11 protein-coding genes are annotated in these 12,759 nt (G+C 67.9%); 4 read left to right on the forward strand and 7 right to left on the reverse strand.

All coding sequences use genetic code 11. From position 1 onward, the window contains the following. Nucleotides 1–1,339: NAD(P)/FAD-dependent oxidoreductase (locus ACFWF3_RS07460; protein ID WP_379312891.1), on the reverse strand; the 1,339-nt coding region annotated here is incomplete at its 3' end. Between the two features lie 145 nt (nt 1,340–1,484). Here ACFWF3_RS07460 and ACFWF3_RS07465 point away from each other — a divergent pair. Continuing rightward, nucleotides 1,485–2,339, forward strand: a complete 855-nt coding sequence (locus ACFWF3_RS07465; protein WP_378633279.1) for a LysR family transcriptional regulator — start codon at nt 1,485–1,487, stop codon at nt 2,337–2,339. A 20-nt stretch (nt 2,340–2,359) separates the two neighbouring features. Here the strand turns inward: ACFWF3_RS07465 and ACFWF3_RS07470 are convergent, their stop codons facing one another. The 4 genes from ACFWF3_RS07470 to ACFWF3_RS07485 all read right to left on the reverse strand — a co-directional run bounded on the left by ACFWF3_RS07470 (nt 2,360) and on the right by ACFWF3_RS07485 (nt 6,954). Continuing rightward, nucleotides 2,360–3,346, reverse strand: coding sequence for an aminoglycoside phosphotransferase family protein (locus tag ACFWF3_RS07470; RefSeq protein WP_379312892.1), 987 nt, complete (start codon nt 3,344–3,346; stop codon nt 2,360–2,362). 35 nt (nt 3,347–3,381) lie between these two features. Beyond that, nucleotides 3,382–4,956, reverse strand: a complete 1,575-nt coding sequence (locus ACFWF3_RS07475) for a protein kinase (protein WP_379312894.1) — start codon at nt 4,954–4,956, stop codon at nt 3,382–3,384. A gap of 218 nt (nt 4,957–5,174) precedes the next feature. Continuing rightward, nucleotides 5,175–6,131, reverse strand: a complete 957-nt coding sequence (locus ACFWF3_RS07480) for an electron transfer flavoprotein subunit alpha/FixB family protein (RefSeq protein ID WP_378633270.1) — start codon at nt 6,129–6,131, stop codon at nt 5,175–5,177. Nucleotides 6,132–6,168: 37 nt separating this feature from the next. Then, nucleotides 6,169–6,954, reverse strand: coding sequence for an electron transfer flavoprotein subunit beta/FixA family protein (locus ACFWF3_RS07485; RefSeq protein ID WP_067449214.1), 786 nt, complete (start codon nt 6,952–6,954; stop codon nt 6,169–6,171). Nucleotides 6,955–7,141: 187 nt separating this feature from the next. On the opposite strand from ACFWF3_RS07485, the gene ACFWF3_RS07490 reads away from it, so the two are divergent. From ACFWF3_RS07490 to ACFWF3_RS07500, 3 genes are read left to right on the forward strand one after another with little or no spacing between them, the layout of a single operon-like run. Beyond that, nucleotides 7,142–7,930 carry a class I SAM-dependent methyltransferase gene (locus ACFWF3_RS07490; protein WP_378991552.1) on the forward strand — a complete coding sequence of 263 codons (789 nt, stop codon included), beginning with the start codon at nt 7,142–7,144 and terminating at the stop codon, nt 7,928–7,930. Further along, entirely contained in the window at nt 7,927–9,471 is a 1,545-nt protein-coding gene (locus ACFWF3_RS07495; RefSeq protein ID WP_378991551.1) for a 1,4-alpha-glucan branching protein domain-containing protein, read from the forward strand. Before ACFWF3_RS07490 ends, ACFWF3_RS07495 begins: the two co-directional genes overlap by 4 nt. Then, nucleotides 9,468–10,721 carry a glycosyltransferase family 4 protein gene (locus ACFWF3_RS07500; RefSeq protein WP_379312895.1) on the forward strand — a complete coding sequence of 418 codons (1,254 nt, stop codon included), beginning with the start codon at nt 9,468–9,470 and terminating at the stop codon, nt 10,719–10,721. The genes ACFWF3_RS07495 and ACFWF3_RS07500 overlap by 4 nt, the downstream gene beginning before the upstream one ends. 92 nt (nt 10,722–10,813) lie before the next feature. On the opposite strand, the gene ACFWF3_RS07505 is transcribed toward ACFWF3_RS07500, so the two are convergent. Then, nucleotides 10,814–11,410, reverse strand: coding sequence for a TetR/AcrR family transcriptional regulator (locus ACFWF3_RS07505; RefSeq protein WP_379312896.1), 597 nt, complete (start codon nt 11,408–11,410; stop codon nt 10,814–10,816). Between the two features lie 226 nt (nt 11,411–11,636). Continuing rightward, nucleotides 11,637–12,758 carry a CocE/NonD family hydrolase gene (locus ACFWF3_RS07510; protein ID WP_379312897.1) on the reverse strand — a complete coding sequence of 374 codons (1,122 nt, stop codon included), beginning with the start codon at nt 12,756–12,758 and terminating at the stop codon, nt 11,637–11,639. Nucleotide 12,759: the final 1 nt, after the last annotated feature.

Below are 12,759 nucleotides of genomic sequence, written 5' to 3' on the forward strand. Positions count from 1 at the left end.
GCTCCTTGGTGGTCGCCGCAACGATGTCGTCGGCGCGATCGGCGTCCGCCGACTCGGCCTTCGCCGGTTCAGCCTTCGCCGGCTCGACCTTCGCCCGCTCGGCCTCAGCGCGCTCGGCCTCGTCGAAGCCGGGGCGCGCCGTCCCGATGAACGCGACCAGCCACCCCGCCACCGCGGCGAAGCGGTTGCGGAAGCCGACCAGGTACATCAGGTGCACGGCCAACCACATCGCCCAGGCGATGGTGCCCTTGAACGTCACACGCTCGTTGAGCTTCACCACCGCGCTGAAGCGGCTGATCACGGCCATGCTGCCCTTGTCCCAGTAGACGAACGGCGTGCCCGCGGCCTTCTTGCGCCGGATGATGTCGGCGGCGTGGCGACCCTCCTGCATGGCGACCGGCGACTGGCCGGGGTAGCCGTTGAGCGAGGTCATGTCGCCGATGGCGTAGATGTCGGCGTGGCCGCCGACGGTCAGGTCGGGGTTGATCAGGATGCGGCCCGCGCGGTCGGTCTCGGCGCCGGTGGCCTCGGCGAGCAAGGTCGCGAAGCCGCCGACCTGCACGCCCGCCGACCACACCACCGTCTCGGCGGCGATCCGGCGCTCCATGCCCTCTTTGTCCTTGACCGTCACCTTGCCCTCGTCGATGTCGGTGACGAAGGTGCCCAGCAGCACCTCGACGCCGCTGTCGGTGAGCGAGCGTTTCGCGTATTCCGAGAGCCCGCCGCCGAAGGGCGGCAGCACCTCGCCGGCGCCCTCGACCAGGGTCACCGAAACCTGCTGGTGGAAGTGCCGTTTCGCGAGTTCCTTGATCTGGCCGGCCACCTCGACACCGGTCGCGCCCGCACCGACCACCACGAAGCTGAGCCGGCGGTGCCTGGTCACCTCGTCAGCACCCTCGGCCAAGGCGAACACGTGAGCGATCTGGTCGCGCAGGCGCTGGGCGTCGTCGATGGTCTTGAGCGAATAGGTCTTCTCGGCGAAGTCGTCGCGGCCGAAGTAGCTCTGGCTGGCGCCGGTGGCGGCGATCAGCGAGGCGTAGGCGATCTGGCGGGGACCATCGGCGGTCTCGTAGGTGAGGACCGCGTTCTCGGCGTCGATACCGGTGACCTTGCCGAGGCGGACGTCGATCTCGGGGTGGCGGCGCAGTACGTTCTTGATCGGCGGCGCGATCTCCTCGGGCGCGAGCACGCCGGTCGCCACCTGATAGAGCAGCGGCTGGAACAGGTGTTCGGGCGTGCTCGAGATCAGCACGACACCGACTCGTGACTTGGCCAGTTGCTTGGCTGCGGCCAGGCCTCCGAAGCCCGAGCCGACGATGACGACATCTGTGTGTTCCATGATCACTCGCTCCAAGATCGCGTTCCAGATCGGTAATAAATCCTTTCCTATGAGTAAACGCGATGCGGAACGAAGATGTTTCCACTGCCTGGGCGCATAATAGAGATGACTCTTATCTGTATAACTAATCAATAGGAGGTACCTGGTGGAACTTCGACAGTTGGCCTACTTCGTGGCCGTCTGCGAGGAGCTCAGTTTCAGCCGCGCGGCCAACCGCTGCTTCATCTCCCAATCCGCGATCAGCCACCAGATCGCGAGACTGGAACGTGACCTCGGCGCGCAACTGTTCGAGCGCACCACCCGCGCCGTCGTCCCGACCGACGCGACCTCGCGCCTGCTGCCACTGGCCAAGCAGATGCTGAGCCTGGAATCGGCGATCCGTGCCGCCGTGCGCACCACCGGACCGCGCATCCGCCTGGCCGCGAACATGTCTTTCGCCGCGCCGTCGCTGTCGGCGATCGCCACCGCGCGGGCCGCCCATCCCGACGCCGAGATCGAATACGTGATCAAGCCCTTCCGTCAGCGGATCACCGCGGTGGCCGACGGCGACTGCGATCTGGCGCTGATCCGCGGCAGTGTCGAGCAGCCGGGCCTCGCGGTGGAACAGCTGTGGGTCGAGGACCTGGTGATCGCCATCTCGAGCAATCACCCGCTGGCCGAACGCGGCGCGGTCACCCTCGCCGATCTGAGCCCCTATCCCCTGCTGCTCCCGCCCGAGCAGGAGCAGGTGTTGTTGCACACACTGATCCGCTCCGCCTTCGCCGACCTCCCGACCGGACCCACCTTCGGCCCGCCGATTCCGCCCGATCACACCGCCACGATGGAACTGCTCAACCGCCCCGAGTCCTGGACGATCCTCTACGAGGGCCCCACCAAGGGCCTGCTCACCCTCGACCTCACCGACCACCGCCTTCGCATCCCGGTGTCAGCGGTCCTGCGTGAGGACGCCCGCGAGAACCCGATCGTGCAGACCCTGCTGGATGCGCTGCACCGGCCGTGAATCGTGGTGGCCCCGGCCGTTCAGGTCGGATCGCCGGATCGCCACGGGTCGCCCGCGAGCGCCGTCGCGACCGCCACGTGCAGTGGCAGAGTGCCGTCGTCGCCGTCCTCGACCGACCAGACGATCTCCTCGATCGCGCGCAGGAAGGCCCAGGCGCCCGCGCGGTCGATCGGAACATCGAGGTGACGCGCGGTCGTGACGACGACGGCGCGCGCGTGTTCGGGGGTCGGCGTCGTCTGGACCTGGATCATGATCAGGAAGCCCGCGTCGAAGGCGGCTTCGCCGAGGCAGGGTTTCGGATCGATCAGCAGCCATGGTTCACGTTCGGCGGCCACGATATTGCCGAGATGGGTGTCGCGGTTGACGATCAGCAGTTCACCGGCCGGCTCGCTCAACTCGGCACACCTGCGCGCTGCCCGTTCTCGCAGCAGGGGTGAGATGTGTTCGGCCAGTGCGGGTTCCGGATCGGCCAGCCGCGCACGGAGACCTGTCACGATATCGGTGGCCATGGGCAATTCCGGGAAACCGGCGGGAACCGCGGTCCGGGGACGCCGCAGTCGGCGATACAACCCGCAGGCGAACGCCACCTTGTCGGCGTTCTCCGGTCGCCCCTCCAGGCTCGGGAACCCCGGCTGGGTGAGCAATTCCGTGCCCGGACGGGCCCACTCGAGCAGCATCGCACCGCTGGCCGGGTCGAAATCGAGCAGCCGGACCGCACCGTCGCCGGCATAGCTGTGCAGCGCGGTGGCCTCGGCGACGTTCTCCTCGTCGACCATCGGCACCTTCAACACCACCCATGCCCCGCCCACGCGCCGCGCGGCCGCCACATAGGCATGCGTTCCGCCACCGAACGGGGCGGAGAACTCCGTCAGCCCCCACCGCGCGGCCAACCCGGCCACCACCTCGGGCAACGCATCGATCCACCGCGCCCCGGCCGCACCGAACACCGCGCGAACCGTCTCCTCGACCGAAGATGGCAGCACCACCGCCACACGCCCCGACGACATCAGCCCACCCTACTGACCGCCGCCTGAACCGCAGGTCATCGCCAACGACTCGCGCGCACCGCCTTGCGATAGCGGATCCAGCGCCCGGTCGACGATGATGCCGCGAAACCGACCAGCGCCGCCGCGAGGACGAACACCGCAGCACTGGCGGCGGTGGCGGCGTAGACCTCGCCCACCGCGGACCCGATGACCCCGAACAGCGCGAAGAGCCCGACGAGCACCGCGGTGATGATCGACATGACACGACCGGCGGTGCGCGCGCAGAGCAGTAACACCGCGCCGCTGCCGGTGAACGCGACGACGACGGTGAGAATCGCGATCGCGATGAACGACCCGCTCGGATCCTTGCCCCGGTCGATCTCGTCGAGGGTTTCGGTGATGCCGTAGATCAGGAAGGCCGCGATCGACAGACTGAACAGCAGCGTCACGATGCCGACGAAGAACGCGGCGGCCTTCGACGGCTCCGGGCCGCCGACCGGGGCCTGGTACCACTGATTGCCCGCCACCATCGGGTACATCCGCGGATCACCCACCGGCGCACCGTATTCCGCGCGCCCCCAGCCGGGTTGTGGGTGCCCACCGGCGCCCTGCACCTGCGGGCTGTGCACCTGTTCACTGTGACCATACGACGGGAGGACGGGCTGCTGCGGATGTCCGCCGGAGCCGTGCCACTGCCGGGCGGGATCGGTCCACGGTCGCTGCGCGTGTTCACCGGATCCTGGGACCTGGTGCGCGGGGTCGGTCCACGGCCGACGCACGGTCGGCGCGGCGACATGCCTGCCCTCGAGCGCATCCCGGATCGCCTCGGTGAATTCCGTTGCGCTGCCGAACCGCTCGTCACGCCGCTTGGCCATCGCACGGGTGATGACGTCGTCGACCGCGGGCGGCAGATCCGTTCTCACCGTGGTGAGTCGCGGCACCGGGTGCGACAGGTGTCCCGCTACCACCTGGCCGGGGTTGGTCGCGGTATAGGGCGGATGCCCGGCGTACATCGCGAACAGGGTGCAGGCCAGCGAGTACTGGTCGCTGCGGTGGTCGACGATCTCACCGGAGAGCTGCTCGGGCGAGGCGTAGGCGAGGGTGGCGGTGAAGGTACCCGTCGCCGTGAGCTGAGTGTTGGCGGTGGCCACCCGGGCGATCCCGAAATCGGTGAGTACCGCCCGGATTTCACGACCGTGTTCGGCGTCGGCGATCAGGATGTTGCCCGGCTTGACGTCACGGTGCAGCACTCCGTGCTGGTTGGCGTAGTCCAGTGCCGACGCCGTTTCCCCGATCAGGCGCGCGGTGACCCCCGGCTCGTGCGCACGCGAATCCCACGTGGCGGCATCGGTTCCGCGAATGAACTGCATCGCGATCCACAGATACCCGTCATCGCTGCCACGGTCGTACACCCCGACGATGCTCGGATGATCCAGCTGCGCGACAACATCGGCCTCCCGCTCGAACCGCCGCTGCAATTCCTGATCGGCCGAGAACTCCCGATTCAGCAATTTCAGCGCGACACTGCGCGGCAAGCGAGGATGCTCGGCCAGATAAACCGTGCCCATCCCCCCTTGCCCGAGCACCCGCTCCAAGCGATACCCAGCGAAGCCCGCCCCCGATTCCAACACGACTCGCACGCTACCCGCCGTCGGCGAGGTCCACCGAAGTACCTGCGCCACACGCCTTCGCGACGGTGGCCGACTCCGCGACCGGCCCCGCTCGATGTGCGAGGTCGACCGCTCAGCGCCCCGTGCCCGGTCGGGGAAACGGCAACGGCCCGCGAAACCGGGCTGCGCTGGCGCAGGAACGGGTTTCGCGGGCCGAGGTCGAACCGACCGGGTGGTGATCAGCCCTTGTGGGACTTCACGGCTTCGGTCAGCTGCGGGGAGACGTTGAACAGGTCGCCCACGATGCCGTAGTCGGCGATCTCGAAGATGGGTGCTTCCTCGTCCTTGTTGACAGCGACGATGGTCTTCGAGGTCTGCATGCCGGCGCGGTGCTGGATGGCGCCGGAGATGCCCAGTGCGATGTAGAGCTGCGGGGAGACCGTCTTGCCGGTCTGACCCACCTGGAACTGGCCCGGGTAGTAGCCCGAGTCGACGGCGGCACGCGAGGCGCCGACAGCGGCACCCAGCGAGTCGGCCAGCGCCTCGACGACCGAGAAGTTCTCGGCGGAACCGACACCGCGGCCACCGGAGACCACGATGCTCGCCTCGGCGAGATCGGGGCGGTCGCCACCGACGATCGGGTCACGCGAGATGACCTTCACGACGCCGTCTTCCTGCGCCGGAACCTCGACGACGACCTGCTCGCCCGCGCCGGCCTGCGGAGCGGCCTCGATGGCGCCGGGGCGCACCGAGATCACCGGCACGTCGCCGGTGGCCTTGGCCTCGACGGTGAACGCGCCACCGAAGATGGAGTGCACAGCGGAGCCGTCGGCGTTGACGCCGATGACGTCGACGAGCAGACCGGAGCCGATGCGCGCGGCAAGGCGGCCCGACACCTCCTTGCCCTCGGCGGAGGCGGCGACCAGCACGGCGGCGGGCGCGGCGGAATCGACCAGGCCGGCCAGGACGTCGACCTTCGGGGTGACCAGGAAGCCCTCGATGTCGTCGGACTCGGCGACATAGATCTTCTCGGCGCCACCGGCGGCCAGCGCGGCGGCCAGCTTGTCGGCGGTACCGGCGGGACCGGTCACGACGGCGGCGGGCTCGCCCAGCGCACGGGCGGCGGTGAGCAGTTCGGTGCTGACCTTCTTCACGGCACCGTCGGCGTGCTCGATGAGCACAAGTACTTCAGCCATTAGTTCTTTCTCCTTGGAAGTCTCGGACGGCGCCGGATCAGATGATCTTCTGACCGATGAGGTAGGACGCGATCTGGTTGCCGCCCTCGCCCTCGTCCGCGATCTTCTCGCCCGCGGTGCGAGCCGGCTTCGGGGTGGCACCGGTGACCTGGGTGCCCGCGTTGGCGACACCGACGGTCTCCGGGTCGACGCCCAGATCGGCCAGGGTGAAGACCAGAACTTCCTTCTTCTTCGCGGCCATGATGCCCTTGAAGGAGGGGAAGCGAGGCTCGTTGATCTTCTCGGTGACCGAGACGATCGCAGGCAGGGACGCCTCGAGCTTGAAGACACCCTCGTCGGTCTCCCGCTCGCCGGTGATCTTGTCGCCGTCAACGGTGAGCTTGCGCAGGTGCGTCAGCTGCGGGATGCCGATGTACTCCGCGATGATCGCGGGCACGGCACCGGCGCGGCCGTCGGTGGCCTCGTTACCGGCGATGACCAGCTCGACACCCTCGACCTGACCGAGCGCGGCGGCCAGCACGTAGGCGGTCTGCACGGCGTCGGAGCCGTGGATCGCCGGGTCGTTGATGTGGATGGCCTTGTCGGCGCCCATGGACAGCGCCTTGCGGATGGCCTCGTTGGCGCGGTCAGGACCGGCGGCCAGCACGGTGACCTCACCGCCCTGGGCCTCCTTGATCAGCAGCGCTTCCTCGACGGCGCGCTCGTTGATCTCGTCGAGCACCGCGTCGGCGGCCTCGCGGTCGAGGGTGTAGTCACCATCGGTCAGCTTGCGCTCGGACCAGGTGTCGGGGACCTGCTTGATGAGTACGACGATGTTCGGCATCGGTCTTCGTCGACCTCCTTCTGGGGACACGTGTGTGGTGGGGCCGCACGAGCTGAGCCGTACGTCCGTGTGAGATATCTAGCTCAGATCGGAACACTACCCTACGCTAAGTTACTCGTGGGTAACCTACCTGCGCAAGAGGTCCCTGACTCCTGCGTGAACCGGCGGTACCAGTAACCTCGGACCAATGAGCGAGGCTGTGATCCCTGCCGCACCCGTGGCCGCCACACATGAACCACTGCCGTTGACCGGCGAGCGGACGGTGCCCGGCATCGCCGAGGAGAACTACTGGTTCCGCCGGCACGAGATCGCCTATGCCCGCCTGCTCGATCGGTGCACCGGCAAGATCGTGCTCGAGGCGGGCTCGGGCGAGGGCTACGGCGCCGACATGATCGCGGGCGTCGCCCAGCGCGTCACCGGTCTGGACTACGACGAGAGCGCCGTCGCGCACGTCCGCGCGCGCTACCCGCGCGTGCAGATGATCCAGGGCAACCTCGCCGCGCTGCCGCTGGACGACGAGTCCGTCGACGTCGTGGTGAATTTCCAAGTCATCGAACATCTCTGGGACCAGGGACAGTTCCTGCGCGAATGCCTGCGCGTGCTGCGCCCCGGCGGCGTGCTGCTGATCAGCACCCCGAATCGGATCACCTTCTCCCCCGGTCGCGACACCCCCCTCAACCCGTTCCACACCCGCGAACTCAACGCCGCCGAGCTGACCGAACTGCTCGTCGAGGCCGGGTTCACCGTCTCCGAGATGCTGGGCGTGCACCACGGCGCGAGCCTCAAAGCACTGGACGCCAAGCACGGCGGGTCGTTCATCGACGCCCAGATCGAGCGCGCGCTGGCCGGTGAGCCGTGGCCCGCCGACCTCACCGCCGACGTCGCCGCCGTCACCATCGATGATTTCGACCTGCGCGCGGGCGATATCGACGCGAGCCTGGATCTGGTCGCGATCGCCGAAAAGGCACCACGTTGACCGATTCCCGCTCCGCCGTGCCGGGCCAGTTCACGCTGGTCCTGCACTCCCACTTGCCGTGGCTCGCCCATCACGGGCGCTGGCCGGTCGGCGAGGAATGGCTCTACCAGTCCTGGGCCGCGTCCTATCTGCCGCTGGTCAAGGTGCTGAAAAATCTCGCCGCCGAAGGCCGTTCGCATCTACTGAGTCTCGGCATCACACCGGTGCTCGCCGCGCAGCTCGACGATCCACACTGCCTCGCGGGCATGCACCATTGGCTGGGCAACTGGCAGTTGCGCGCCGACGAGGCGTCGATGTCGGGGAATGTGGCGCTGGGCCGTCACGAACATCGGCTCGCCGCGACCGCGCTGGCCGATTTCGAACAGAACTGGCAGCACGGCGGTTCGCCGGTCTGGCGTTCGCTGATCGACGCCGACGCGATCGAACTGCTCGGCGGACCGCTGGCGCACCCGTTCCAGCCGCTGCTCGATCCGCGCCTGCGCCAGTTCCAGCTCACCGAGGGCCTGGCCGACGCGCGCCTGCGCTGGGGCACCACACCGACCGGCATCTGGGCACCCGAATGCGGCTACACGCCCGGCATGGAACGCGGCTACGACGCCGCGGGCATCACCCACTTCATGGTCGACGGCCCTTCGCTGCGCGGCGACACCTCGCTCGGCAGGCCGGTCCGCGATTCCGAGGTCGTGGCCTTCGGGCGCGACCTGGCCGTGAGTTACCGGGTCTGGTCGCCGAAACAGGGCTACCCGGGCCAGAGCGCCTACCGCGATTTCCACCACTACGACCACGCGACCGGGCTCAAACCCTCGCGCGTCACGGGCAAGACCGTCGACGGTCCTGACAAGGCCCCTTACGATCCCGAGCTGGCGGCCGAAGCGGTCACCCGCGACGTCGCCGACTTCGTCGAGACCGTCCGTGCCCGGCTGATCGAGGAGTCCGCGCGGATCGGCAGGCCCGCCCTCGTGGTGGCCGCGTTCGACACCGAGCTGTTCGGGCACTGGTGGCACGAAGGGCCGCAGTGGCTCGAACAAGTGCTGCGCGCCCTGCCCGAAGCGGGGGTGAACGTCGGCACCCTCGCCGATGCCCGCGAGAAGGGCTTCGTCGGCGAACCTGTGCAGCTCAACGACTCCTCGTGGGGTTCGGGCAAGGACTGGCGGGTCTGGGCGGGCGACCAGGTCGCCGACCTCGTCGCGCTCAACGCCGACATCGTTCGCCTGGCCTTGGACACCCTCGACAAGGTGCGCCGCGACGGATCCCTGCGCGACCCGGTCGCCGATCAGTTGCTGCGTGAGGCGATTCTCACGGTGTCCAGCGACTGGGCGTTCATGGTCAGCAAGGACTCCGCCGCCGGGTACGCGCGCGATCGGGCGCACGAACACGCGCACGCCGTCCGGGAGCTCGCCGAGGCGATCGGCGCCGGTCAGTTCGCCAAAGCGACCCGTCTCGCGGCAGGATGGGCGATGGCCGACGGATTCTTCCCTGGTCTGGACGCGCGGCGGTTGCCGACCGTCGTCCCGTCGGCCGCCGCTGAAGGATCCGCATGAAGATTTTGATGGTGTCGTGGGAGTACCCGCCGGTCGTGGTCGGCGGGCTCGGTCGGCATGTGCATCACCTGGCCGTCGAGCTGGCCGCGGCCGGTCACGAGGTCGTGGTGCTGGCCCGCCGCCCGACGGGGACCGACTCGGTCACTCACCCCACCCACTCCTACATCGCCGACGGCGTGCTCGTCGTCGCGGTGGCCGAAGACCCGCCGTGCTTCGACTTCGGCGAGGACATGCTCGCCTGGACACTGGCCATGGGGCACGCGATGGTGCGTGCCGGGGTAGCGCTCGGCAAGCCCGGCGTCGGCGAGGGCTGGACGCCCGATGTGGTGCACGCGCACGACTGGCTCGTCGCGCACCCGTCCATCGCGCTCGCCGAGTACTACGACGTGCCGCTCGTCTCGACGATCCACGCCACCGAGGCCGGGCGCCACAGCGGCTGGGTGTCGGGCCGGGTCAACAAGCAGGTCCACTCGGTGGAGTGGTGGCTGACCAATGAGTCCGATCAGCTCATCACCTGCTCGACCTCCATGCAGGACGAAGTCGACCGGCTCTACGGGCCCGAGCTCGCGCCGATCACGGTGATCCGCAACGGCATCGACGTCGGCTCGTGGACCTTCCGTTCCCGCGCGCCGCGCTCCGGCCCGCCGCGCCTGCTCTACGTCGGCCGCCTCGAGTACGAGAAGGGTGTGCAGGACGCGATCGCCGCTCTCCCCCGCATCCGCCGCGCCCACCCCGGCACCACGCTCACCGTCGCCGGTGTCGGCACCCAGTTCGAGTGGCTGCGTGAACGCGCCCGCGTGCACCGCGTCGCCCGCGCGGTCCACTTCGTCGGCAGCCTCGGCCACGACGAACTCCTCGGCTGGCTGCACGGCGCCGACGCGATCGTCCTGCCGAGCCGCTACGAACCCTTCGGCATCGTCGCCCTCGAGGCCGCCGCCGCGGGCGTCCCCCTGATCGCCTCCACCGCAGGCGGTTTGGGCGAAGCGGTGATCGACGGCGTCACCGGCGCGTCCTTCGCCCCCGCCGACATCGACGGCCTGGTAGACGCCACCCGCGCCGTCCTCGACGACCCGGCCACCGCCCAGGCCCGCGCCCACACCGCCCGCGAACGCCTCACCGCCGACTTCGCCTGGGACGTGGTAGCCGCCGAAACCGCCCAGGTCTACACCGCCGCCAAACGCCGAGTCCGCACCTCCCTCGGCCGCCCGGACATCGTGGAAAGACCCCTACCGGAACGCGATCCGAAGTAAGGCCGATCGCGATGAGCGTCCGGTGGACTGCCGACCTCACCCAGCTCGGCTCAATTCGGAGAACGTGGTTGCAGGTCGGGCGCGACCTGTAGTCAGAGTGTCGGCTCGGCGCTTGCTCGGATCAGTGCGATGGCCGCGGTGGTCAAGTCGGGAGCGATACCAGGGAGTCCTTGTGGTCCTGTGGTGTCGATGCAATCTCTGATCCGATCGTCGATACCGCCGATGAGAAGGTCCAGCACTCCTTCGCGCGGGTTGCCGGAAAGTTCGCCCTGTGCGACGCCGATGCCGTGCACACGACGCATCCGGTCGACGAAGACCTTTTTCATCCCCGCCCGATGCACGGCGAGGGCGGGGCCTACAGCGAGAGCTTCCACGTGCAGGGCGCGGGCGAGGTTGGGTTCGTCGGCAAGAATCACGAGGTATTCCTGCAGTGATTTCTGGACAAGAATTGTCCAGTCGAGGTCGGTGTACGGTTGCAGCGCCGAGTTGAGCATGTTCTGCACGACCTCGACGGTGAACTCGAAGGCCGCGACATAGCAGTCTTCTTTGCCGGCGAACAGTTCGTAGAAGGTGCGGCGCGAGACTTCGGCTCGTTTGACGATGTCGCTGACCGTTGTCTGCTGGTACCCCTTTTCCGCGACGACGTTCAAAGCCGCCCAGCCGAGTCGTCCGCGCTGCGAGGCAAGCACTTCCTCACGGGTCAACGCGCTGGGGCCCGGCCGTAGCCGCTGTTGCGCAAGCGATGAATGTGACGGTATCGAGCCCACCTATCGATCGTGCCATATGTGAAGGCTCCGCCGTTCCGGCACACCGCGGTGCCACTACCTCCTCCGAGTTGCCCATCAGGAGTGCGAAAACCCGAGTCCGGGTGGGCGGGCACCGTCGCCCACCCGGACCGTCCTGGTCAGTCGGTTGTCAGATCGGCCTGCTCAGCGGCACGTTGACCCAACTCGGCGCCTTGGGGTCGAGTACCAGATGCTGTGGGCGAAGCTGCGTTTCGATCAACAGAGCCGGCAGCGGAAAGCCCCTGGGCAGGTTCGAGGCATAGACGTCGACCCGCACCCGGTGTCCCGGCTGCAAGACCGCATGCACGCCGGTCAAACCGATATCGAGTGTGGTCGCCTGACCGGGGACGGTTCGTTGCCGCGTCTCGAGATCCAGGAACTGGTACGGCTCGGTGTAGTCACCATTGGCTGATTTGCGACTGCGACTGTCATCAACCGCCCGCAACGACGCCATCAGCTGGCCGGAAGACAGCACCTTCGAATTTCCGTCGGGAGCAACATCATTGAGGGTGACACTCCAATATCCGTCGGTGACATCGTGGACGGTGTTCAGGTGCACCGCCACCGGCCCGGAGATCACAGTCGGTGAGTCGACGGCCTTACCGGTGAAGGTCAGCGCAGCGACTTCGGCGATGCGCGAGTCTTTCGCACACCCGTCGATGATCGACAGCACGCCCGCGGTCGCCTGTGCCGCATCGCGCGAACACAGAGTGGACAGCCCTGGAGCAACAGTGAGGTCGGCGGCGTCCGCCGGAATATCCGAACTCAGAGAGCCATCGTGAGTGACGACACCGGTCGTACCGCTGGGCACGGGGGACAGGTACTGGCGGGTGTGAGTCATGCCCGGCAGCGGGTAGTCACCGGTAGTCCAACCGCCACCCTGCTGGAACAGCGTGGCCGGTCCGAACTGGTCGATGCCGTTATCGATGCCCTTGAGCCACTTGTCGAACCAGGCACGCTGCAAAACATCCAGTCGCGGGGGTCCACCCGGGCGACCAGCACCCGAACCGACTGTCGCGTGGAAGCCGTCATTCATCAGGATCTGTTTCTGTCCCGGCGGCAGTGGGATCTGCTCATAGGTCTTCATCTGCGACTGAGCGAACAAGTCCTGATATCCACCGACGATGAAGGTCGGAACTTGGATCTGATCGGCCGACCGCTCTAGTCCGGTCCGCAGATCACTGGCCGGCGTCAGGTGCTCGGCTAGGTTCGGGGGTATCTGATCCGCTGAGAATACGAAGATCGCTTGGATC

This window comes from Nocardia sp. NPDC060220 (genome assembly GCF_042727815.1).
In the GTDB taxonomy this organism is placed as follows: domain Bacteria; phylum Actinomycetota; class Actinomycetes; order Mycobacteriales; family Mycobacteriaceae; genus Nocardia.

Excerpts from the sequence above, each read along its gene's own strand:
- ACFWF3_RS07470 (WP_379312892.1), bottom strand. The coding sequence starts at position 3,346 with ATGTCGTCGGGGCGTGTGGCGGTGGTGCTGCCATCTTCGGTCGAGGAG.
- ACFWF3_RS07480 (WP_378633270.1), bottom strand. The coding sequence starts at position 6,131 with ATGGCTGAAGTACTTGTGCTCATCGAGCACGCCGACGGTGCCGTGAAG.
- ACFWF3_RS07485 (WP_067449214.1), bottom strand. The coding sequence starts at position 6,954 with ATGCCGAACATCGTCGTACTCATCAAGCAGGTCCCCGACACCTGGTCC.
- ACFWF3_RS07490 (WP_378991552.1), top strand. The coding sequence starts at position 7,142 with ATGAGCGAGGCTGTGATCCCTGCCGCACCCGTGGCCGCCACACATGAA.
- ACFWF3_RS07500 (WP_379312895.1), top strand. The coding sequence starts at position 9,468 with ATGAAGATTTTGATGGTGTCGTGGGAGTACCCGCCGGTCGTGGTCGGC.